General features: G+C 66.3%; 18 protein-coding genes and 1 tRNA gene. 13 read left to right on the top strand and 6 right to left on the bottom strand.

Translation table 11 applies throughout. The features are described from left to right. Positions 1–3: 3 nt before the first annotated feature. The 9 genes from AC5RWX_RS17745 (at position 4) to AC5RWX_RS17705 (ending at position 7,119) form a co-directional block, all read left to right on the top strand. Positions 4–1,122, top strand: a complete 1,119-nt coding sequence (locus AC5RWX_RS17745) for a prephenate dehydrogenase (RefSeq protein WP_493957925.1) — start codon at positions 4–6, stop codon at positions 1,120–1,122. Then, positions 1,119–1,823, top strand: a complete 705-nt coding sequence (gene cmk / locus AC5RWX_RS17740) for a (d)CMP kinase (RefSeq protein WP_493957924.1) — start codon at positions 1,119–1,121, stop codon at positions 1,821–1,823. The genes AC5RWX_RS17745 and cmk overlap by 4 nt, the downstream gene beginning before the upstream one ends. A 189-nt stretch (positions 1,824–2,012) precedes the next feature. Continuing rightward, positions 2,013–3,566 carry a ribosome biogenesis GTPase Der gene (der, locus tag AC5RWX_RS17735; RefSeq protein ID WP_493942930.1) on the top strand — a complete coding sequence of 518 codons (1,554 nt, stop codon included), beginning with the start codon at positions 2,013–2,015 and terminating at the stop codon, positions 3,564–3,566. Positions 3,567–3,694: 128 nt separating this feature from the next. Further along, positions 3,695–3,768, top strand: a tRNA-Pro gene (locus AC5RWX_RS17730). A gap of 316 nt (positions 3,769–4,084) precedes the next feature. Beyond that, positions 4,085–4,471, top strand: a complete 387-nt coding sequence (gcvH, locus tag AC5RWX_RS17725; protein ID WP_127514488.1) for a glycine cleavage system protein GcvH — start codon at positions 4,085–4,087, stop codon at positions 4,469–4,471. 73 nt (positions 4,472–4,544) lie between these two features. Further along, complete coding sequence (locus AC5RWX_RS17720) at positions 4,545–5,024, top strand: FHA domain-containing protein (protein ID WP_493957923.1); 480 nt, start codon at positions 4,545–4,547, stop codon at positions 5,022–5,024. 9 nt (positions 5,025–5,033) lie between these two features. Next, positions 5,034–5,777: a transcriptional regulator FtsR gene (gene ftsR, locus AC5RWX_RS17715; protein WP_493942932.1), complete on the top strand. Its 744-nt coding sequence runs from the start codon at positions 5,034–5,036 to the stop codon at positions 5,775–5,777. An 11-nt stretch (positions 5,778–5,788) separates the two neighbouring features. Continuing rightward, positions 5,789–6,292, top strand: coding sequence for a bifunctional nuclease family protein (locus tag AC5RWX_RS17710; protein WP_493940299.1), 504 nt, complete (start codon positions 5,789–5,791; stop codon positions 6,290–6,292). A 230-nt stretch (positions 6,293–6,522) separates the two neighbouring features. After that, positions 6,523–7,119 carry a MerR family transcriptional regulator gene (locus tag AC5RWX_RS17705; RefSeq protein ID WP_493940300.1) on the top strand — a complete coding sequence of 199 codons (597 nt, stop codon included), beginning with the start codon at positions 6,523–6,525 and terminating at the stop codon, positions 7,117–7,119. 105 nt (positions 7,120–7,224) lie between these two features. On the opposite strand, the gene AC5RWX_RS17700 is transcribed toward AC5RWX_RS17705, so the two are convergent. Then, complete coding sequence (locus AC5RWX_RS17700; protein ID WP_493940301.1) at positions 7,225–8,064, bottom strand: ParA family protein; 840 nt, start codon at positions 8,062–8,064, stop codon at positions 7,225–7,227. A 314-nt stretch (positions 8,065–8,378) separates the two neighbouring features. On the opposite strand from AC5RWX_RS17700, the gene AC5RWX_RS17695 reads away from it, so the two are divergent. Beyond that, entirely contained in the window at positions 8,379–11,810 is a 3,432-nt protein-coding gene (locus tag AC5RWX_RS17695) for a pyruvate carboxylase (RefSeq protein WP_493957922.1), read from the top strand. An 86-nt stretch (positions 11,811–11,896) separates the two neighbouring features. Here the strand turns inward: AC5RWX_RS17695 and AC5RWX_RS17690 are convergent, their stop codons facing one another. Beyond that, positions 11,897–13,705 (bottom strand): AMP-dependent synthetase/ligase, encoded by a 1,809-nt coding sequence (locus AC5RWX_RS17690; protein WP_493957921.1) that lies wholly within the window; start codon positions 13,703–13,705, stop codon positions 11,897–11,899. A gap of 174 nt (positions 13,706–13,879) precedes the next feature. On the opposite strand from AC5RWX_RS17690, the gene AC5RWX_RS17685 reads away from it, so the two are divergent. Then, positions 13,880–14,839, top strand: coding sequence for an ROK family glucokinase (locus tag AC5RWX_RS17685; protein ID WP_493957920.1), 960 nt, complete (start codon positions 13,880–13,882; stop codon positions 14,837–14,839). Between the two features lie 17 nt (positions 14,840–14,856). On the opposite strand, the gene AC5RWX_RS17680 is transcribed toward AC5RWX_RS17685, so the two are convergent. Continuing rightward, entirely contained in the window at positions 14,857–15,324 is a 468-nt protein-coding gene (locus AC5RWX_RS17680) for a hypothetical protein (RefSeq protein ID WP_493940305.1), read from the bottom strand. Beyond that, complete coding sequence (locus AC5RWX_RS17675; RefSeq protein ID WP_493957919.1) at positions 15,311–16,099, bottom strand: alpha/beta hydrolase; 789 nt, start codon at positions 16,097–16,099, stop codon at positions 15,311–15,313. The genes AC5RWX_RS17680 and AC5RWX_RS17675 overlap by 14 nt, the downstream gene beginning before the upstream one ends. 156 nt (positions 16,100–16,255) lie before the next feature. On the opposite strand from AC5RWX_RS17675, the gene AC5RWX_RS17670 reads away from it, so the two are divergent. Both AC5RWX_RS17670 and AC5RWX_RS17665 read left to right on the top strand, forming a co-directional pair. Then, positions 16,256–17,305 carry a lysophospholipid acyltransferase family protein gene (locus AC5RWX_RS17670; protein WP_493940307.1) on the top strand — a complete coding sequence of 350 codons (1,050 nt, stop codon included), beginning with the start codon at positions 16,256–16,258 and terminating at the stop codon, positions 17,303–17,305. Between the two features lie 82 nt (positions 17,306–17,387). Then, positions 17,388–18,773 (top strand): class II 3-deoxy-7-phosphoheptulonate synthase, encoded by a 1,386-nt coding sequence (locus AC5RWX_RS17665; protein ID WP_493957918.1) that lies wholly within the window; start codon positions 17,388–17,390, stop codon positions 18,771–18,773. Between the two features lie 129 nt (positions 18,774–18,902). Here AC5RWX_RS17665 and pknB read toward each other — a convergent pair whose 3' ends face one another. Together pknB and AC5RWX_RS17655 are read right to left on the bottom strand one after the other, a co-directional pair. Continuing rightward, a complete protein-coding gene (gene pknB / locus AC5RWX_RS17660) occupies positions 18,903–20,885 on the bottom strand; it encodes a Stk1 family PASTA domain-containing Ser/Thr kinase (protein WP_493957917.1) in 1,983 nt (660 codons plus the stop codon). Between the two features lie 81 nt (positions 20,886–20,966). Continuing rightward, the coding region (locus AC5RWX_RS17655; protein ID WP_494097679.1) for a LysM peptidoglycan-binding domain-containing protein at positions 20,967–22,270 on the bottom strand (1,304 nt) is incomplete at its 5' end.

Below are 22,270 nucleotides of genomic sequence, written 5' to 3'. Positions count from 1 at the left end.
CAGGTGAATCCAGCACATGTGCAGGCTACCCATCTGTCCGGGCCGGTCCTGGTGATCGGTACCGGGCTGCTGGGAGCCAGCATTGGCCTCGGCCTGCGTGCCCGCGGCATTGACGTCCTGCTGTCGGATCCGTCGCCGTCGGCCCAGGCCGTGGCACAGGACATCGGCGCCGGACGCGTCCTGGCGCAGGGCGAGCGCGTGGAGCCACAGTTGGTGGTCGTCGCGGCGCCGCCGGACGTCACCGCCGTCGTCGTGTCCCAGGCCCTGCGCGATTACCCGGACGCCGTCGTGGTGGACATTGCCAGCGTCAAGACGGCCGTTTACGAGGCCTTGACCAAGGACCCGGATCTGACCGAGGCCGACCTTGGCCGCTACGTGGGCACCCACCCGATGGCCGGCCGCGAGAAATCCGGTCCGGTCGCCGCCCGCGGCGAGATCTTCACGTCGATGCCGTGGGTTCTGTGCCCGTCTGAACTGTCGCTGCCGGGCGCCGTGAAGACCGCGCAGGCGCTGGCGATCGATCTGGGCGCGGTGGTTTCGCGGATGTCCGCGGACGAACATGACACGTCCGTGGCGATGATCTCGCACCTGCCCCAGGTGATGTCCTCGCTGCTGGCCAGCCGGCTGCAGGACACGCCGGCGCATGCCTTGTCGCTCTCCGGCCAAGGCCTGCGCGACGTGACCAGGATCGCTGCCAGCGATCCCGCACTGTGGGTGCAGATCCTCGGCGCCAATGCGGCCCGGCTGGTGGACCTTTTGTACGGCGTGCGCGAAGACCTGGAGCGGCTGATCAGGACTCTGGAACAGCCGGAGGCCGATGGCGCACGGCTGGATATGGCCCAGTTGATCAGCGAGGGCAACGCCGGCCAGGCTCGGATTCCGGGCAAGCACGGCGCACCTCCGCAGGCGTTCGCGTGGCTGACCGTGCTGGTCGACGATACCCCTGGCCAGATCGCCCGCTTGCTGACCGAAATCGGTGAGGAGGGTATCAACCTGGAAGATTTCCGCCTGGGGCACTCGGCAGGACAGCCGGTGGGGCTGGCGGAGATCGCGGTGCTGCCCAGCAAGCGGCACGAATTGATCGAATATCTCACCTCACATGGATGGAAGGTTGTGCAATGAGCGCGGCGGAAGTGGACATGGCTCGTTACCGGCAGGGCAAGGCGCTGGTGGTTGCCATCGACGGGCCGTCGGGCTCCGGCAAGTCGTCGGTGAGCAAGGAAACCGCGCGCCGGCTGCACGCGTCCTATCTGGACACGGGCGCCATGTACCGCGCCGTGACGTGGTTCTGCGTCAACACCGGTGTGGACTTGGCTGATGCGGCAGCGGTCGAGCAAGCCTGCAAGGAGGTGGACCTGCAGATCAGCACCAACCCGGACGATGAATTTGTGCGCATCGGCTCGACCGACGTCACCGACGAGATCCGCGAGCCGTCCATCTCCGCCTCGGTCAGTGCCGTGGCCACCACGCTGGGTGCCCGGGCTGAACTGGTCCGGCGTCAGCAGCAGATCATCGCGGATTCGGGCCGCAGGATTGTTGCCGAGGGCCGCGACATCACCACCGTAGTCGCCCCCGACGCGGAGGTGCGGTTGCTGCTGACCGCGAGCGAAGAGGCACGGCTGCGCCGGCGCGGCCTCCAGCTGGGCGGAACGCAGAGCGACGCCGACCTGCACGAGCAGGTGCTGGCCCGTGACGCCAAGGATTCGACGGTGGTGAATTTCTCCGAGGCCGCCGACGGCGTTTTCACCGTCGATTCGTCCGACCTGGACTTCGACCAGACCGTGGAAGCGGTGCTCGCCGTCGTTCGGCATGCCGCGCACTGAGCCCACCCGGGCCGGAAGACGGCTGCCCTTGGCCTCCTGGCGTGTTTCAATGGACACTGCAGCCGAAGCGATCCGCCGGCAGTTGTCCGGCCATGTCCGGCGCAGCGAGGCGTTCACCGGGCAGCGGCTTCCGGCCCACCCACACCCGCGACGATAAACGGCTTGCAGCCTACCCAGAAGGAACAGACGATGAGTGAGACCCAGCCCGGACCGTCCCCGGCGGAACGGACGGCCGACGAGGAATACCGTCCGGCGGGCGAAGACCAGATCGCTGAGCACATGCTTGCGCTCGACGACGACGACGCCGAACTGCGGGCGGCATCGCTGCGCGCCGGCCTGGCGGACTACGAACTGGACGACGAAGACGCCGCACTGCTGGCCGCCGCGGACGAGCCCATCTCCGAGGAAGAACCGCTGCACGTCGCACCGGTGCTGGCGATCGTGGGCCGGCCCAACGTGGGCAAATCGACCCTGGTCAACAGGATCCTGGGCCGGCGCGAGGCCGTGGTCGAGGACACCCCCGGTGTAACCCGCGACCGCGTCTCCTACTCGGCCCACTGGAACGGACGCCCCTTCACGCTGGTGGACACCGGCGGCTGGGAACACGACGCCAGGGGAATTCACGCCCGAGTGGCCGATCAAGCCGAGATCGCCGTGGACATGGCCGACGCCGTTCTGCTGGTGGTCGACGCTAACGTGGGCGCCACGGCCACGGACGAGGCAGTGGTGAAGATGCTGCGCCGGAAGAAGAAGCCGGTCATCCTGGTGGCCAACAAGGTGGACGACATCGCTCAGGAAGCTGAGGCCACCACCTTGTGGGGCCTCGGGTTCGGCGAGCCCTATCCCGTGTCGGCACTGCACGGACGGGGCGCGGCCGACATGCTCGACGCCGTGATGGACGTGCTGCCCGAATTTTCCGCCTATGGGGGACTGGAGCGCACCGGCGGTCCGCGCAGGGTCGCACTGATTGGCCGCCCGAACGTGGGCAAATCGTCGTTGCTCAACAAGCTGGCGGGCAGCGAGCGGGTGGTGGTCGACTCCATCGCCGGCACCACACGCGATCCCGTCGACGAAATGATCGAGCTCGGCGGACGCACCTGGCGGTTCGTCGATACAGCCGGCATCCGCCGCCGCGTGCACATGCAGCAGGGCGCCGATTTCTACGCCTCGCTGCGCACGCAGGCCGCCCTCGAAAAGGCGGAGGTCGCCGTCGTGCTGCTGGCCGTGGATGAAGTGCTCAGCGAGCAGGACGTGCGCATCCTGCAGTTGGCTATCGATTCAGGCCGGGCGCTGGTGCTCGCCTTCAACAAGTGGGACCTGCTGGACGACGACCGCCGCCGGTACCTCGAACGCGAGATCGAACAGGACCTGGCCCACGTGGAGTGGGCGCCTCGGGTGAATATTTCTGCCAAGACCGGCTGGCACAAGGACCGGCTGGTCCCGGCGCTGGACCGTGCGCTTGAGTCCTGGGACAAGCGCATCCCCACCGGGCGCCTCAACGCGTTCCTGGGCGAACTGGTAGCCGCCCATCCGCACCCGGTGCGCGGCGGCAAGCAGCCTCGCATCCTGTTCGGCACGCAGGCGTCGTCCCGGCCGCCCAAGTTCGTGCTGTTCACCACCGGCTTCCTGGATCCGGGCTACCGCCGGTTCATCACCCGCAGGCTGCGTGAAACCTTCGGTTTCGAAGGCACCCCGATCGAAGTCAGCATGCGGGTCCGCGAGAAGCGGGCACGCAAGCGCTGACCTGGCTGTGGCTGCCGGACACCGTGCCGGCGGCCACGGCCTCCGTGCCACGCTCTGTGGTCATCGGGCGCGCAAAAATGCTGTACAGTATTTGAGGTGGTTCCGCCGGATGCATGAAGGCGGAACTTCGGGTTGTGGCGCAGCTTGGTAGCGCACTTGACTGGGGGTCAAGGGGTCGCAGGTTCAAATCCTGTCAACCCGACAGAATAAGCCCTGATGGACGGTAAGTCTCATCAGGGCTTTGTCGTGTCCGGGGGATGGTGCGAGTCCCGCGGACCGAGCCCCGCGCTTGTCCCTCTCCCCGGTTAGCCGCTGTCCTGCTGCCGGCGCTCCGAGAGACGACGCGGAGGCAGTCCGGTGAGAGCCTCCGACGGCTTTCGGTTTGGCGCCCCAGAGGTCGCCAGTCGCCTTCCCATTAGCTTGTGCAGGGACTTGTGTGCCTATACTTTCAGCGATGGCGGGAACTCGGTTCCTCGCCTGCAGCAATTGGACGTTTCATGGTGCGAGAAAGGCAACCGATGAGCAATATTCCCGCCGACCTGAAGTACACCGCTGAGCACGAGTGGGTCGCTGCCGCAGATGCTGAGGGCACTGTGCGCCTCGGCATCACCGACTTTGCCCAAGACGCTCTCGGTGACGTGGTCTATGTGCAGATGCCGGAAGCCGGCTCCTCCATCACCGCCAACGACGTGGTTGGCGAAGTGGAATCGACCAAGAGCGTCAGCGATATCTACGCCCCGGTGAGCGGCGAAGTCGTGGCCGTGAACGACGCGCTGGAGTCCGACCCGGCACTGATCAACTCCGATCCGTACGGGGAGGGCTGGCTGCTGGAGGTCAAGCTTTCGGATCCGGGGGCCCTGGAGACCCTGCTCAGTGCCCCGGAGTATGAACAGCAGGTAGGCTAGAGCTACCGGAACCAAACAACGGCCAGCCGGTCTTGGACCGGTTGGCCGCTACATTTTTACGGAGGATCTATTGATGGTGGGCGATGCTCGCAACGCCGCAAACAACGGGAACGGCGACGGCCGGAACCCGGAGGCGAATGCGGAAACCACATCCATCTTTTTGCCGCCGCAGACGCTGATCCACGCAGCCAAGCCGAACCTCAGCTCCGAGGAGGAAGCGTCGGTGGCAGCGTTGCCGGCAGGGTCGGCGCTGCTGATAGCCCACGGCGGCCCTAATGCCGGTGCCCGGTTCCTGCTGGACCAGGACATCACCACGGCAGGCCGGCACCCGGATGCGGACATCTTTTTGGACGATGTCACGGTCTCCCGCAAACACGTCGAATTCCGCCGGTCGGGCGACGGCTTTATGGTCGTGGACTCGGGCAGCCTCAACGGCACCTACGTCAACAACGACCGGGTGGACAGCCTGCAGTTGCGGACCGGCAATGAAGTGCAGATCGGCAAGTTCCGCCTGACCTTCTACGCAGGCACGGCGGCAAAGGGGCAGGGCTAACCGGTGCCGGTGTCCCAGCCAGCGCGGCGCACCCTCGGGTCGTCCCGGGAGGGCTACCGCAGCAGCGTCCTCAATATCGGCGAGGTGTTGCAGCAGCTGACGGACGAGTTCCCGCAGATCAGCGCCTCCAAGATCCGGTTCCTGGAGGAAAAGGGACTGATCAGCCCCCAGCGCACGCCGGCCGGTTACCGGAAATACACCGGCCAAGACGTTGAACGGCTCCGTTTCGTGCTGGCGCTGCAGCGGGACCAGTACTTGCCGCTCAAGGTGATCAAGGACTACCTGGACGCGATCGACCGCGGCGAGCGGCCGGATGCGCTGCCCGGCGGCATGACGTTGGCACCTCGGATGGTCTCGGATCCGCTGGCCGCTGAACTCAATGGCCGCGGCCGGGCATTGACCAGGGGGGAGCTCCTGCAGGTCAGTGAAGCATCGGCGGAATTGGTGGACGACCTGCTCGCCTACGGACTGATCCACGAGCAGGACTCCCGTTTCGACGAACATGCGCTTAAAGTCGTTCGCGCCTGCATGCAGTTGGGCAGCCACGGAATCGAACCGCGCCACCTGCGGTCCTTCCGGGCCGCGGCGGACCGCGAGGTGGGGCTGGTGGAGCGCGCCGTGGCGCCGTTGGCCTCCCGCCGCGACGTCGCCTCGCGGGCGCGTGCTGCGGAAACCGCCAAGGAAATCAGCGATCTGTGCCTGAATCTGCACACTGCCCTGGTCCATGGGCATTTGGCGCAGATGGAGCGCTGAACGGAGGAACAATGCTCGAACTAGAGGTAGTCGGAGTCCGCATCGAGCTTCCGTCAAACCAGCCGCTGGTGCTGCTTAAAGAAACCGACGGGGAACGTCATATTCCCATCTGGATAGGCGCTCCGGAAGCCAGCGCGATTGCATTCGCCCAGCAAGGGATTAAGCCGCCGCGCCCTATGACGCACGACCTGCTGAACGACGTGGTGGAGGCGTTGGGCCGGCGCATCACCGAAGTCCGCCTGGTCACTGTCCAAGACACCGTATTCTTCGCTGAGCTGGTTTTCGACGGCGGCGCTACAGTCAGTTCCCGTGCCTCGGACGCCATTGCGCTGGCATTGCGCGTGCCGTGCCCCATCTACTGCGCGGACGAAGTGATGGAGGAAGCAGGGGTCAAGATCGCCGAAGCCTCCGACGATGAGGAATCCGGCGGCGAGGCGCAGGACAACGCGGAAAGCCAACTGCGCCAGTTCCGCGAATTCCTCGCCGATGTCGAGCCCGAGGACTTCGAAAAATAGGCGCAGTGGGGACTGGCTTCCCGGGTTCCAACCGGCCGAACCACAGGGGCCGGTTCCGACACGCCGCAGCAAAAATGCCAGCGTCTTTGACCGGCGGCCCCCGCCGTTCTAACGTCGAAGCATACAGTTCCCATTGCACCGCAGGCCAACTCAGGGGAGACTGAAACCAGACCTCTGGGCTGACTGCGATGCTCACTTCCCCACAGGGAACTTCGACAAGGAGGGTTCACGTGAGTCCTAAAGGTGATGCAGGCGAGATGCCGCACGCTCGAACGACCGGTGCTGCCATACCCGCAAGCGCCCAGGGCCTGCTGTTCACCGAAGACTTGCCCGTGCTTGACGAGGACGCCGGTTACCGCGGCCCCACAGCCTGCAAGGCCGCCGGCATCACCTACCGGCAGTTGGACTACTGGGCACGTACCGGACTGGTGGAACCCGCCGTCCGCGGCGCATCGGGCTCGGGCTCGCAGCGTCTCTACAGCTTTCGGGACATTCTGGTCCTGAAGGTGGTCAAGCGCCTGCTCGACACTGGTGTCTCACTACAGCAGATCCGCACCGCCGTTGAACACCTGCGTGAACGCGGTGTGGAGGACTTGGCCCAGATCACCCTCATGAGCGACGGCGCCAGCGTTTACGAGTGCACCTCCGCGGACGAGGTCATTGACCTGGTCCAGGGCGGACAGGGCGTCTTCGGCATCGCAGTTGGCCGAGTGTGGCGGGAGGTCGAGGGCAGCCTCGCGCAACTCCCCAGCGAACACGCAGCCGAGCAGCACGAGTTCCCCGACGACGAACTGAGCCGTCGGCGCGCAGCGCGCAAGATCAGCTGACCTGCTACCGCTTAATCACAGCGGGAGGGGCTCCGGTTTCGGAGCCCCTCCCGCTGTTTAGACCTGTTTTGGGCGGTTGCCGCCGGGTGGCGTCCAGCCGTGCGGTCAAACGGGCTGGCGGCGCAGCGCACGGCTGCGCATGCGCCCCGAATCAGTGATGTTCTTGAGCAGGTCGTCGAAGAGCGAGGCGGCTTGCCTGGCCGATTCACCCGGCCACTGATGGACGGAATGCGCTGCGCCCTGGATTTGCTGCCAGTTTGCCTGCTCCACGATGGTGGGGGAGAGCAACAGGTCGCCGAACATGGTCTTCATTTCCGCCAGCCGGTAATTATGCTCGTTGGAGCTGGGCCGGACGCGGTTGGCCACCACACCTGCGGTTTTGAGGTCTGGCGCGAATTCTTCGCGGAACAGGTCGATCGCCCGCATGGTGCGCTCGGTGCCGGCAACCGAGAAGAGGCTGGGCTCCGCCACCAGCAACACCCGGTTGCTGGCAGTCCACGCCATGCGCGTCAGGCCGTTGAGGGACGGCGGGCAGTCGATGAGCACCAGTGAGTAGCCATTCACGCGCGAGAGCATGGTGGAAAGCCTGCGCAGGTCCCGGCGGCTCAGGTCGGGGCGGTCGTAGATGCCGGAGTAGGCCGAGCCGACGGCCACATCCAAGACGTTCCGGCCCGACGACGTGGCCGGTTCGGATTCTGCAGCACCCACCCAGCCGCTCGGAGCGACGTTCCCGGCCAGATCGGCTTTGCGTGCATTCTTGAGCAGTCGCCCGATGTCCGTCTGGTGGGACGGCTTGACGCCAAGCCCTGTGGTGGCATCAGCGTGCGGATCCAGATCGATGACCAGAGTAGGAATTCCCGCTGCCAGCGCCGCAGAGGCCAGACCCAGCGTGACCGAGGTCTTGCCAACCCCGCCCTTGAGGCTGCTGATGCTCACTACTTGCACGTAAAAACCAAAACCTAACGTATCGAGTCGTGGGGCTTCTGCGCCGGACTTGTCCACGGCACCCTATCCATCATAGGTGGAGCACCGCAGGAGACTGTGCCATCGGCGCGGCCCGGTGGTGTTTCTCTCCGGCGACTGCCGCGGTCCCGTAACATGCCGACCGCGAACAACAGCAGGAGGGTGATCTGTGCAACACTGGCTTGCCAGTTAAGCGGGCCGTCCGTGAGACTTGGCTCACCGAGTCCGCCGGCGCCGGCGCCGGACGGGCATGTCTTAAATCCTCAGTCCGGACCCGGCAATGATGCAGGAGTGAAATGTTCTCAAAGATCCTGGTAGCCAATCGTGGCGAAATCGCCATCAGGGCTTTCCGCGCGGCCTACGAACTGGGCGCGAAGACCGTGGCCGTGTTCCCCCATGAGGACCGAAACTCGATCCACCGGCAAAAGGCCGACGAAGCGTATTTAATTGGCGAGCCCGGGCACCCGGTGCGGGCGTATCTCGACATCAACGAGATCATTCGGGTAGCCAAGGAGTCCGGCGCAGACGCCATCTACCCTGGCTACGGGTTCTTGTCGGAGAATCCCGATCTGGCACGTGCGGCTGCCGGGGCGGGCATAGCCTTCGTCGGCCCTCAGGCAGACGTGCTGGAGTTGGCCGGGCACAAGGTCCACGCCTTGCAGGCGGCGCGCAAGGCCGGCATTCCTGTGCTGAAGTCCACCGACCCCAGCTCAGATGCGGAGAAACTGCTGGCCGAGGCCGAGGACATCGGCTTCCCGATCTTCGTCAAGGCTGTGGCCGGGGGCGGCGGGCGCGGCATGCGCCGGGTCGATGACCGGAAGGACCTGCCGGACGCGCTGGCGGCTGCCATGCGCGAAGCCGACACCGCCTTCGGCGACCCTACCGTTTTCCTGGAGCAGGCTGTGCTGCGGCCGCGCCACATCGAAGTGCAGATCCTGGCCGACGGCCAGGGCAACGTCATGCACCTCTTCGAACGCGATTGCTCGCTCCAGCGCCGGCACCAGAAGGTCATCGAAATTGCCCCCGCACCCAATCTGGACGAGAACATCCGCCAGGCACTGTACCAGGATGCGGTGAAATTCGCCGAGGCACTCGGCTACACCAATGCGGGTACGGTTGAGTTCCTCGTGGATACCGTGGGCGAACGGGCCGGGCAGCATGTCTTCATTGAAATGAACCCGCGGATCCAGGTGGAGCATACGGTGACGGAGGAGATCACCGACGTCGACCTGGTGCAGTCGCAGATGCGCATTGCCGCCGGTGAGAGCCTGGCGGATCTGGGACTGTCCCAGCAGACCGTGTCCATCAAGGGCGCAGCCATGCAGTCCCGGATCACCACCGAGGATCCGTCCAACGGCTTCCGGCCCGACGTCGGCAAAATCACCGCCTACCGCTCTGCCGGCGGCGCGGGCGTCCGGTTGGACGGCGGAACCATCTACACCGGCGCCGAGATCAGCCCGCACTTCGACTCGATGTTGGTCAAGCTCACCTGCCGTGGCCGGGACTTTGCGACGGCGGCCGCCCGCGCCAAGCGTGCGTTGGCCGAGTTCCGCATCCGCGGCGTCTCCACCAACATCCCGTTCCTGCAGGCTGTGCTGGAGGACCCGGATTTCCTGGCCGGCAACGTGGCCACATCCTTCATTGACGAACGGCCTGAGTTGCTCAAGGCCCGTGTCTCCGCCGACCGCGGCACCAAGCTGTTGACCTGGCTGGCGGACGTCACCGTCAACAAGCCGAACGGGGAGCTCCCGGTGACCACCGCACCGGTGGAGAAGCTGCCGGAACCGGCGCGGCAGGCGCTCGAGGCAACCGGCGCCCTGACCGCGGTGCCGGCGGCTGGCTCGCGGCAGCGGCTTCAGCAGCTGGGCCCGGAGAAGTTTGCCGCCGAGCTGCGGGCGCAAACTGCCGTGGCGGTCACGGACACCACCTTCCGCGACGCGCACCAGTCGCTGCTGGCCACCCGCGTGCGCACCAAGGACCTGCTTAATGCGGCACCTGCCGTGTCGGCCCTGACCCCGCAGTTGCTTTCGGTAGAGGCGTGGGGCGGAGCGACCTACGACGTGGCACTGCGGTTCCTGGGCGAAGACCCGTGGGAGCGCTTGGCGGCGCTGCGTCAGGCGATGCCGAATATCTGCCTGCAGATGTTGCTGCGTGGCCGGAACACGGTGGGCTACACACCGTACCCGGAGGAGGTCACCACGGCGTTCGTCCGGGAAGCGGCAGCCACCGGCATCGATATTTTCCGGATTTTCGATGCGCTCAACGATGTTTCGCAGATGGAACCGGCCATCCGCGCCGTGCGGGAGACCGGAACGGCCGTGGCGGAAGTTGCGCTCTGCTACACCGGCGACCTGCTGGACCCCGCTGAGGACCTCTACACGCTGGACTACTACCTCAACCTGGCCGACCGGATTGTCGACGCCGGGGCCCACATCCTGGCGATCAAGGACATGGCCGGCCTGCTGCGTCCGGCGGCAGCAGCGAAGCTGGTCTCGGCGCTGCGTGAACGGTTCGATCTCCCGGTGCACCTGCACACCCACGACACGGCCGGCGGTCAGCTGGCCACGCTGCTGGCTGCCGTCGAAGCCGGAGTGGACGCCGTTGACGCTGCCAGCGCCGCGATGGCCGGCACCACCAGCCAGCCGTCAATGTCGGCGCTGGTCGCTGCCCTGGCCCACACCGAACGCGACACCGGCCTGGACCTGGCCGCGGTGGGTTCGCTGGAGCCGTACTGGGAAGCGGTCCGCCGCGTCTACGCTCCGTTTGAGTCGGGGTTGCCGGGGCCGACCGGCCGAGTGTATGCCCACGAAATTCCGGGCGGCCAGCTGTCCAACCTGCGGCAGCAAGCCATCGCGCTGGGACTCGGCGAACGGTTCGAGGCGATCGAGGACATGTACTCGGCTGCCGACAAGATCCTGGGCCGGCTGGTCAAGGTGACTCCGTCGTCCAAGGTGGTGGGCGACCTGGCCCTGCAGCTGGTCGGTGCCAATGTTGACCCCGAGGATTTCGCAGCCGACCCGCGGAAGTATGACATTCCGGACTCCGTCATTGGCTTCCTTTCCGGCGAACTGGGTGATCCGCCCGGCGGATGGCCCGAGCCGTTCCGGACGAAAGCCCTGGAGGGCCGCAACCCCAAGCCCCGCAACGAGGTGCTGTCCGAGGAGGACTCGGCAGCGCTGGCCGCGGATCCGGCCACCCGGCGGGCCACGCTGAACCGGCTGCTCTTTGCCGGCCCGGCCAAGGAATTCGAGAAGACCCGCGAGACCTACGGGGACGTTTCCGTCCTGGACACGCTGGACTACCTCTACGGGCTGCAGCCGGGGTCCGAACATGTGATCGCGCTGGAGAAAGGCGTCCGCCTGATCGCCATGCTCGGGGCTATTTCCGAGCCGGATGAAAAGGGCATGCGCACCGTGCACTGCACGCTCAACGGCCAGCAGCGCAACGTGATGGTGCGCGACCGCAGCGTCGAATCAGAGGTCAAGGTCGCGGAAAAGGCCGACCCCGGGCAGCCCGGACACGTGGCGGCTCCGTTCGCCGGCGCGGTCACGGTCATCGTCAAGGCCGGGGACACCATCAAGGCCGGCGACACGGTGGCAACCATCGAGGCGATGAAGATGGAAGCCGGTATCACTGCCCCGACCGGCGGCACCGTGGCGCGGCTGGCGGTCTCCGCCGTCGAACAGGTCCAGGGTGGCGACCTGCTGCTGGTCATCGACCCGGCGTAGCCGAAAGGCCGGTCCGCAGAACGGCCAGTCAAACAACGGAAGGGCTGCCGCTGTGAAGCGGCAGCCCTTCCGTCGCGCCGGAGTGGTTATTGCCGGACGCTGGTGTAGATCTGCTCCACATACTCGTCGAAATCGGCCAGAACCTGTGACCGCTTGATCTTCAGTGACGGCGTCAAGTGTCCGGACGCTTCGGTGAAGTCGGACGGGATAACCCGGAAGGCCTTGATCCCCTCCGCCTGGGAGACCGACTGGTTGGCCTGGTCGATCAGCGACTGGATTGCGGTCCTCACGGCTTCATGCTCGGCCGCCTGCTCCATCGTGGTGCTGGCCGGCAGCCCGTGGCGTTCCAGCCAGCCGGGCAGCGCTTCCTCGTCCAGCGTGATGAGTGCGGAGATGAACGGGCGGTTGTCGCCGATCACCACGCATTGGGACACCAGCGCGTCCGCACGGATCTGGTCTTCAAGCTGTGCCGGGACAACGTTCTTGCCGCTGGCCGTCACGATGATTTCCTTCTTCCGGCCGGTGATACTCAGGAAGCCGTCCGCATCCAGTTCGCCGATGTCGCCGGTGCGGAACCAGCCGTCGGTGAACGCCTCCGCGGTGAGATCCGGGCGGTTGTAGTAGCCGCGGAGCACGCAGACGCCCTTGGCGAGGATCTCGCCGTCGTCCGCAATCCTGACGGCATTGCCGGGCAGCGGTGCCCCGACCGAGCCGATCTTGATCAGTTGGGGCGTGTTGACGGAGACCGGCGCCGTTGTCTCGGTGAGTCCGTAGCCCTCCAGGACAAGCAGGCCGATGCCGTGGAAGAAGTGCCCCAGCCGTTCACCCAGCGGACCGCCGCCGGAGACGGCGTGCTCAACCCGGCCGCCCATGGCTTCGCGGATCTTGTGGTACACCAGCTTGTCGAAGAGCTTGTGCTTGAGCTTGAGGGTCAGCGGTACCTTGCCGGCCGCGTCGGCCCGCGACCAGGCGACGGCAGTGTCCGCGGCGGCGTGGAAGATCTTGCCCTTGCCGCCATCCTCCGCCTTGAGCATGGAACTGTTGTAGACCTTCTCGAAGACGCGCGGAACGGCCAGGATGAACGTGGGCCGGTAGCTCTGCAGATCCGGCAGCAGATTCTTGATGTCCGGGGTATGCGCCACTGTCGCCCCTGCAGCAACGCAGAGCACGGAGATGAACCGCGCGAAGACGTGGGCCAGCGGCAGGAACATAATGGTCTGGGCGCCCTCGTGGGCAACATCCGGCAGTGCTGCAGCGGCGTTCTTGGACAGCTCCACGAAATTTCCGTGGGTAAGCTCGCAGCCCTTGGGCCGTCCGGTGGTGCCGGAGGTGTAGATAATGGTGGCCAAGTCGTCGAGGCCGGCAATGCGGCGGCGTTCCTCCACGTCAGCGTCCGGTACATCGTTTCCGGCGGTGCGGAGCGCATCCAGCGATTCTTCGTCCAGCTGCCATACGTGCTTCAGGTCTTCCAAGCCCTCGTCGAGGGCGGCCCGGCGCACCTTGGCTTCGTGCGCGGCGCTTTCGGCGAACACTGCCACTGCGCCTGAATCGCCCAGGATCCACGCGATCTGGCTGGGGGAGGAGGTCTCATAGATTGGGACCGACACAGCGCCGGCGAACCAGACCGCGAAGTCCACCAGGGACCATTCGTAGCGCGTGCGGGCCATGATGCCCACGCGTTGGCCCGGCTGGACGCCGCTGGAGATGAGCCCCTTGGCCAGCCGTGTCACGTCGGCGAGGAAGTCGGTGGCACGGACGTCCTGCCATGCCCCGGACGCATCCTTGCGGGAGAACAATGCCGGGTTTGATGCCTTCTGCGCCTGCTCAACGACCAAGTCGGCGATGTTGGCATCCCGCGGAACGTCAACCAAGACGGGCACGCTGTATTCGCGCACGTTAGCTCCTCACTACTTCAGCTGTGGCCAGCTCTGCTCAGCCTCCCTGACGGAGGTTGCCTTTAGCCTATAACCTAAATCACAGCGCTTACCGGCAGGTAACCCACGAAACGGTAACGGTCCTTCCCGCTCCAGTTGCCCGGTGCGCGCGTTCGGCTTGCCTACCATGGTGAAGTGGAGAACAGCGGACTGGCCGTGGGCATCGATATCGGCGGCACCAAAGTGGCGGCCGGCGCCGTCGACGGTTCCGGGAACGTGATCGCGGAGCTGGTCCGTCCTACTCCGGGTCACGATCCGCGGGACGTGGAAAATCTTATCGCGGCGCTCGTGCGCGAGGTGGCGTCGGAGCACCCTGTGGTGGCCGTGGGCATCGGTGCGGCCGGCTGGATGGACCTGACCGGCGGCACCGTGTTGTTCAGCCCGCACCTGGCCTGGCGGAACGAACCGCTGCGAGACAATCTGGAACGGCTGCTGCGCCGGCCCGTCACTGTAGTCAACGACGCCGATGCCGCCGCCTGGGGTGAATTTCGGTTCGGTGCGGGCAGGGGAGAGCCGCGACTGGTGTGTATCACGCTGGGCACCGGCATCGGCGGCGCCATGGTGATGGATGGCCGTCTGGAGCGGGGCCGCTGGGGAGTCGCGGGGGAATTCGGCCATCAGGTGATCATGCCCGGGGGACACCGCTGTGCGTGCGGAAACCGCGGCTGCTGGGAGCAGTATGCCTCCGGCAATGCCCTGGGCCGCGAAGCGCGGGAGCTGGCCGCCGCCAATTCGCCGGTGGCGCAGCGGTGGCTGCAGGCCGCGGGCGGCGTCGTGGACGACATTACCGGCGCGGTGGTGACGGAACAGGCCAAGCAAGCCGACCCCGCCAGTGTGCGGCTGCTGGAGGAGACCGGCGAATGGCTGGGGCTGGGGCTGGCCAATCTGGCCGCGGCGCTGGATCCGGGCATGTTTGTGATCGGCGGGGGACTGTGCGAAGCCGGCGATCTGCTGCTGCGGCCGGCCCGCCATGCGCTGGAGCGGAACCTGACCGGCCGCGGGTTCCGCCCGCTGGCGGACGTCCGGCTGGCAGCCCTGGGGCCGAAGGCCGGGATGATCGGGGCAGCAGACCTCGCGCGGGCTGCCGCCGGCTGATCCTGCTGCCGGTCGCGTCAGACGCGCGCCCCGTCGTCGTACCCGTCGCGCTCCTTCGGCAGCCGGAAAAGCAGGTAGACGGCGGAAGCCACGAAGAGGACCACCATTCCCAGCACCGCAGCGAACGGTGCGCCGCGCCACAGCATGGCGGTCAGCAGCAGGCCCAGCGGAGCTCCTACGGCGCCGATCCAGGCCAGCACCAGCAGCGGCTCACCGGCTCCCAGCGGCTCGGGTTCAGGCGGTACGTAGCCCTCGTCCTCATCCGGTTCCTCGACGAAGTAATCCCGCGGCCCGGCGCCCCCCGGCGCGGGGACCTCGGGCAGGCGGTGCTCAAAGATAGCGCGCAGACGCTGCGGATCCGTACCGCTGTCCGCGGCCGGCTGCTCCGGCAAGGGGCCGTCCGGGCTCCCGGAGTCGGTTTCTTCCAGCCGGGCTACCAGATCCTGCCAGACGGCGTCGTCCCGGTCCTGATCATGTCCCGGCACGGGTGGCTCCTGTGTGCATTGGTGACGTGGCCGCAACGGCCTGAATGAATTCCGCCGATCGGCGGTAGATCAGTTCGGCGTCGTGGTCCATGGTGGCCACGTGGTAGCTGTCCGCGAGCGGCACCACTTCCAGCCGGGCAGTGCCGATGCGGCGCTGCAGCACCCGCATGGATGATTCCGGCACAATATGGTCCACGGCGGAACGGAAGACCAGCGTCGGAGCGGTGACCCGGGGCAGGTCTGCCACCACCGTCTTGAAGAGCTGGCCCAGTTGGTGGGCTGCTGCCACCGGGGTGCGGTCGTAGGCGCCCTCGTCGATGCCTGGCATGTTGATGTCATTGCCAATGGCCGGCACCGATTTCAGGACGTACTTCATCACTCCGCTGAACGGTGCGCGGGGATCGGCGATGGTCAGTCCCGGGTTCACCAGCAGTACGCCGGAGACCGGGCGGTGCGCAGCCAGCCGCAGCGCGAGCGCGCCGCCCATGGACAGGCCGGCGACGAAGACCTGGCTGCGCTCGCGGGCGAGTTCGGAGAAAGCCTGCTCGGCCGCTCCGTACCAGCTTTGCCAGCGTGACGTTCCCAGCTCCTGCCATGTGGTGCCGTGGCCGGGCAGCAACGGCAGCCGCACCGCGAAGCCGGCAGCGGCCAAGCTCTCCGCCCAGCCCCGCATGCTGCGCGGGGAACCGGTAAAGCCATGCAGCAGCACCACGCCCACACGGGAATTGGGGCCGTGCCCGGAACTGGAAAAGGCCCCGTCGAGAGCAGAAGTCATGGCACTATCGTGTCATTATGGGAGCCGTTCGGCCATTGATTGCCGTCCTCTTCCTTGCCCGCGTTGCACGCGGCGCCGCCACACGGACGCCAAGCTGGAGTAGAGTCTCAAACGGAATTGTTATGCGGCCTGCGGCGGCGGAATGGAAAGGCACACGTGTTCTACTGGTTTATGAAGACCATTGTCGTGGGGCCGGTGGTTCGCCTGCTCTTCCGGCCGTGGGTCAAGGGCCTGGACAACATTCCGGATAACGGGCCCGCCGTGCTGGCCAGTAACCACCTTTCTTTCTCCGATTCGATTTTCCTGCCGTTGGCGGTCTCCAGGCCCGTGGTATTCCTGGCCAAGAGCGAATACTTCACCGGCAAGGGCATCAAGGGCAAGCTCACGGCAGCGTTCTTCAAGATGACCAACCAGCTGCCGATGGACCGCTCCGGCGGGGCAGCTTCGGCCACGTCCCTGCTGGCCGGACGGGACGCGCTGCAGGAGGGCGGACTGCTGGGGATCTACCCGGAAGGCACCCGGTCGCCGGACGGCAAGCTGTACCGTGGCAAGACCGGCGTGGCCAAGCTGGTGTTGAGCACCGGAGTGCCCGTCATTCCGGTGGCGATGATCGGCACGGACAAAGTCCAGCCGATCGGCCGGCGCCTCCCCAACATCCGCCGGGTCGGCATCATCATGGGCAAGCCGCTGGATTTCTCCCGCTACAAGGGACTGGAAGACGACCGGTTCATCCAGCGCTCGGTCACCGACGAGATCATGTACGAGATCATGCGGCTCTCCGGGCAGGAATACGTCGATTCCTACGCCAGCACGGTCAAGGCGCGGCAATCGGCCCGCAAACCGGCCCGCGGCGAAGGCCAGCGCCACACCGCCGTCGGACTGCCCGCGGAGCAACCGGAACCGCCGAAGACGAAAGCGCCCGGTAGCATCACGGTGATCGGCGCAGCGACCCCTGCCGCCGAGGTGCCCGTCCCTCCCGGGGCAGCGAAGCAGCCCGGACCGGCCGTGGCGGCTTCCGGCGACGCTGACGGCGCCACACCTGCCGCCCCTGCCGCCGCCGCACCCTCCGTAGCCCCTTCACCCGCCGCAGAGGGCGCGGCCGGGCGGAATGAAGCAGCTGGCCAAACCGCCGCCCAGCAACCCGATGCAAGCGGGCTCCCGGACGGCGGAACACCCAGGGGATCAGGTCAGGACCTCCCGCGCTAATCCAGCCGCAATGTGACGGCAGGCTGGCGGAGCATGACTTCCCCACATGAATCCGGGCAGAGCCGCGGTCTACGATTGAGGCGTGACCGATACAACCTTCACTGCTTCCGTTCCCGACCAGCTGCCCACGGCGGCGAACTACCCCGGTTTGGATGACTGGCGCGATTTGCCGGTGGTGCAGCAGCCGAGCTGGCACGACGCCTCGGTCCACGCCTCCGCCGTTGCCGAACTGAACACTCTGCCGCCGCTGGTCTTCGCCGGCGAAGTCGACGTCCTGCGGGAACGTCTGGCCCAGGCAGCAGATGGCAAGGCCTTCCTGCTGCAGGGCGGGGATTGCGCCGAGACGTTCGGCGCAGCCACTGCCGACAAGATCAGCGCCCGGGTCAAGACCATTCTGCAAATGGCCGTGGTGCTCACGTACGGCGCCTCGCTGCCCGTGATCAAAATGGGCCGGATGGCCGGCCAGTTCGCCAAGCCCCGTTCGTCCAACGACGAGACCCGCGAAGGCGTGACGTTGCCGGCCTACCGCGGCGACATGGTCAACGGGTTCGACTTCACCCCCGAGTCCCGCGCGCACGATGCCAGCCGAATGGTGCAGGCGTATCACACCTCCGCCTCCACGCTGAACCTGATCCGCGCTTTCACCCAAGGCGGATTCGCCGACCTGCGGCTGGTGCACCACTGGAACAAGGGCTTCACCGCCAACCCGGCACATTCCCGCTACGAATCGCTCGCGCGCGAAATCGACCGCGCGGTGAAATTCATGGACGCCTGCGGAGCCGACTTCGATGCGCTCAAGCGGGTGGAGTTCTTCGCCAGCCACGAAGCGCTGGTGCTGGACTACGAGCGGGCCCTGACGCGCATCGATTCGCGCACCGGCCTGCCCTACAACACCTCGGGGCATTTCCTCTGGATCGGCGAACGCACCCGGCAGTTGGACGGCGCGCACGTGGAATTCCTGTCCAAGGTCCGCAACCCGATCGGGGTCAAGTTGGGACCGACCAGCTCGGCCGACGAAGCCCTCCGGCTGATCGACAAGCTGGACCCGGAACGCGAGCCCGGGCGGCTCACGTTCATCACCCGGATGGGCGCCGGCAATATCCGCCAGAAGCTGCCGGAACTGGTCAAGCGGGTGACGGACAGCGGCGCCAAGGTGCTGTGGGTGACCGACCCCATGCACGGGAACACCGTCACCTCGCCGAACGGCTACAAAACCCGGAACTTCGACGACGTGATCGACGAAGTCCGCGGCTTCTTCGACGTGCACCACGAACTCGGCACCTTCCCGGGCGGCCTGCACGTGGAAATGACCGGAGACGACGTGGCCGAGTGCCTCGGCGGCGCCGATCCAATCGACCAGAACGCCTTCTTGGACCGCTACGAGTCCGTCTGCGACCCGCGGCTCAACCACATGCAGTCGCTGGAGATGGCGTTCCTGGTGGCCGGAGCACTGTCCCGCCAGCGGTAGCTGCCGCAGCTGCGCCGAACAAACCGCAGAAGGCCCGGAACCATCGAACAGGTTCCGGGCCTTCTGGCGTCCTGACGTGCCGCGGGGTCGACGGTCCGCCCGGCCGGCGCACGGCCCGGGCTGCCGGAATCACACCACGGTCAGCGTGATGACGGAGCCTTCGGGCACCGACTCATTGACCGGATCCTGGGCCCGGACGGTGCCGAAGAAGCCGCCGAGGATTTTGTTGACTTCCACCTCGAAGCCCAGTTCCCTCAGCTGGCGCTTTGCATCGTCTAGCTGCTTGCCCACCATGTCCGGAACGTCGACCATCCGCGGTCCTTTGGAGAGGGTCAGGGTGACCGTGTCGCCGCGGACCACCTGGCCCCCGGCGGGAGCCTGCGAGGCGACCGATCCCTCCGGGACATTGCGGTCGAAGACGGCCTCAGGTGCTATCTCGACCTTCAGCCCGGCTCCTTCCAGTGCGGCGACGGCGTCGCCCTGGGACTGGCCTATTACCTGCGGGACGTCAAAAGGCTTGGGCCCCTTCGAAACGGTCAGCTCGACGGCGGTGCCCCGCCTGAGCTGTTCGCCTTCGGCAGGTTTCTGGCCGAGCACCGTGCCCGCGGCCACGTCCTCGTCGTAGGCCTTCTTGACCTTGCCGGCGCTCAGATTGGCCTCTTCCAGGGCGGCGGTGGCCTTGTCTAGGGTCATTCCGGCCAGCGGCGGGACCGGGAACAGCTGCGGCCCCTTCGACACGACGAGCGCCAGATGCTCGAACCGGCGCACTTCGATGGGCGCATCCGGCTCCGTGCCCACGGCGATCCCCTTGGCCACCTTCTCATCGAAGACTTCCTGGAGCCTGTACTCCAGCCCTTGCTCTTGGAGCATGCTCTGGGCTTCCGCCACTGGTTTTCCGGCGACGTCGGGGACGGAAACGAGCGCGCCGGGACCCATGCCAAAGAACCACCCCGCGGCGGCAACCAGTGCGGCCAGGATCGCCAGCACCACAATCCAGATCACGCCGCGGCGCCGCGGGTTGCCGGGACGCAGGTTCTGTTCGGGACGCCGGGCGTTGCGGGTGAGTTCCCGCTGGCGCTTTTTCGCCTCCCGAGTGGACAGCGGCCGCTGCTCGTCCGCCGGCGGCGCGGCGGCCTCGCCAGCGCTGAAAATCTGTGTGTGCTGGGTGGGACGGGAGATCACGGTGGTGCGGTGTGGATCGGAGGCAATCACCTCGGTGGCCGATGCCCCCGCCGGTTTGGCCGGTCCGGCCTGGAGATCCAGCTGTGCGTCGCTGAGCGACTTGTGCACGTGCCGCAGTTCGCCGAGCAGGGCCGCTGCATCCACCGGCCGCTGTTCCGGGTCCGACCCCGTGCACCAGAGCACCAGTTCGTCCAAATCGGCAGCGAGCCCGGGCACCAGGGTGGAGGGCGCCGGAACGGTGGAATTGACGTGCTGGAAGGCCACCTGGATGGGCACCTCGCCAGTGAAGGGCTGGCGTCCGGTCAGCATCTCGAACAGCATGATCCCTACGGAGTAGACATCGCTGCGTTCATCGGCCGCCGTGCCGGTGACTAATTCGGGCGGCAGATAGGCCACCGTCCCGATCAGGGTGCCGGTGCTGGTGCTGGTGGTGATGGCGCGCGCCAAGCCGAAATCCCCCAGCTTGATCCGCCCGTCGTCGGACATCAAAACGTTCTCCGGCTTGATGTCCCGGTGGACCAGGTTGGCGGCGTGCGCGGCGGAGAGCCCCTCGACGACAGGATCCAGCACGGCCAGCGCGTGCCGGGGCGTCAGCGGCGCAGACTCGTTCAGCAAGTCGCGGAGCGTGTGCCCGCGTACGTACTCCATCGCCAGATAGGCGACGTTGCCGTCAATCCCTTGGTCGTAAACGCCCACCACATGCGGGTGTGAAAGCCGGGCAGCCGATTTGGCTTCGCGCTCAAACCGCTCAAGGAAGCTTCGGTCTTCTGCCAGATATGGATAGAGGACTTTGAGCGCAACATTGCGGTCAAGCCGGGTGTCGGACGCCAGATAGACGGTGGACATGCCGCCGCGCGCCAGGCGCGAGACAACGCGGTAGCGCCCGTCGATCAGGGCGCCGACCAGTGAATCAGTTGCCGGTTGCTGCACTCTACGATCCTAGTCCGATGTGCGAAAGGACCCGAATCAACTGTGTAATTCGGGTCCTTTTCGCCGTGGGCCGGTGGCCGGCTAGAACTTCTTCATGTGCGACTTCACCGCAGCCACGTAGGCCTTGGTGTCCTCGTACATGCCGTAGGTCAGCACGCCGTACTGGCCCTGGTAGTACGACGCGATGGCGATGTCCAAGGACCGGCTGGTGCTGACCAGGGACCGAATAATCGCTACCCCGGCGGCTGCGTTGTCATAGGGATCCAGCAGGTTGAGCTTGCGGCCCACCAAACCCGAGGCCCATTCGCCCGAGGAGGGGATGACCTGCATGGCGCCGATCGCGTTCGCCGGCGATACGGCGGTCTGCTGGAAGCCGGATTCCTGATAGGCATGCGCCAGCGCCAGCTTGGGATCGACGCCCATCTTGCGGGCGGTCTCGGCGATGATGTCCTTCATCTGCGCCTGGCTGGGCTGCGGCGTGGAGAGCAACAACCGCTTGTTCTCGTTCGCCCTGGACACCACTGCCTCGGGGTAGGTGTAGTGCAGGAAGGTGCTCGGCACCAGCGGGGCGGTGGAAGCAGTGCCGACGTTCGACGTCGTGGTTTGCGAGGCCGTCGAGTTGCCGGGGACGCTGATCTTCTGGCCCGGGTAGATGATTGACGTCGATTTCAGGCCGCTGGCCTGCAGCAGACTGGAGAGCGTCACATTGAGCTTGCCGGCGATCCCGGAGAGCGTGTCGCCGGACTTGACCGTGTAGCTGCCGGAGCCGGTGGCGGTGCTGCTCTGGACCGGTGCCTTGGACGACGTCGATGCGCTGGATACGGAGGCGCCGGTCACCTTGATCTTCTGCCCGGGATAGATCACCGACGTGACCTTGAGGTTGTTGGCGGAGAGGACGGCGGCCAGGCTCATGCCGTGGCGGGCGGCGATGCCGGAGAGCGTGTCGCCCGGCTTGACCGTGTAGTTGCCGCTGGCGGAGGTGCTGCCGGTCTTGGTGGAAGCTTTCGACCTGGTCTTGGGCGAACTGCTGGCTACGGAAGCCGCTCCGCCCATGACCTTGATCTTTTGGCCGGGGTAGATGACCGAGTTGATCTTGAGGTTGTTGGCCGAGAGGACCGCGCTCAGGCTCATCCCGTGCTTGGCGGCGATGCCGGAGAGCGTATCGCCGGACTTAACCGTGTAGTTGCCGGAACTGGAGGCTTGGCCGACCCTGGGGGAGGCTTTAGCGGTGGTCCTGACCGAGGCGCTGGAAACGGAGGACGCTGCGCCGTTGACCTTGATCTTTTGCCCGGGGTAGATGACCGAGTTGATCTTGAGGTTGTTGGCCGAGAGGACCGCGCTCAGGCTCATCCCGTGCTTGGCGGCGATGCCGGAGAGCGTATCGC

Source organism: Arthrobacter sp. SPT-J7 (assembly GCF_059089965.1).
Note: the sequence above shows the minus strand (reverse complement) of the source record. Positions and strands in the feature narration are given on the sequence as shown.

Coding starts and splice junctions, on each gene's coding strand:
- AC5RWX_RS17720 (WP_493957923.1), top strand. CDS start 4,545: ATGGTGGGCGATGCTCGCAACGCCGCAAACAACGGGAACGGCGACGGC.
- der (WP_493942930.1), top strand. CDS start 2,013: ATGAGTGAGACCCAGCCCGGACCGTCCCCGGCGGAACGGACGGCCGAC.
- gcvH (WP_127514488.1), top strand. CDS start 4,085: ATGAGCAATATTCCCGCCGACCTGAAGTACACCGCTGAGCACGAGTGG.
- AC5RWX_RS17695 (WP_493957922.1), top strand. CDS start 8,379: ATGTTCTCAAAGATCCTGGTAGCCAATCGTGGCGAAATCGCCATCAGG.
- AC5RWX_RS17710 (WP_493940299.1), top strand. CDS start 5,789: ATGCTCGAACTAGAGGTAGTCGGAGTCCGCATCGAGCTTCCGTCAAAC.
- cmk (WP_493957924.1), top strand. CDS start 1,119: ATGAGCGCGGCGGAAGTGGACATGGCTCGTTACCGGCAGGGCAAGGCG.
- AC5RWX_RS17675 (WP_493957919.1), bottom strand. CDS start 16,099: ATGACTTCTGCTCTCGACGGGGCCTTTTCCAGTTCCGGGCACGGCCCC.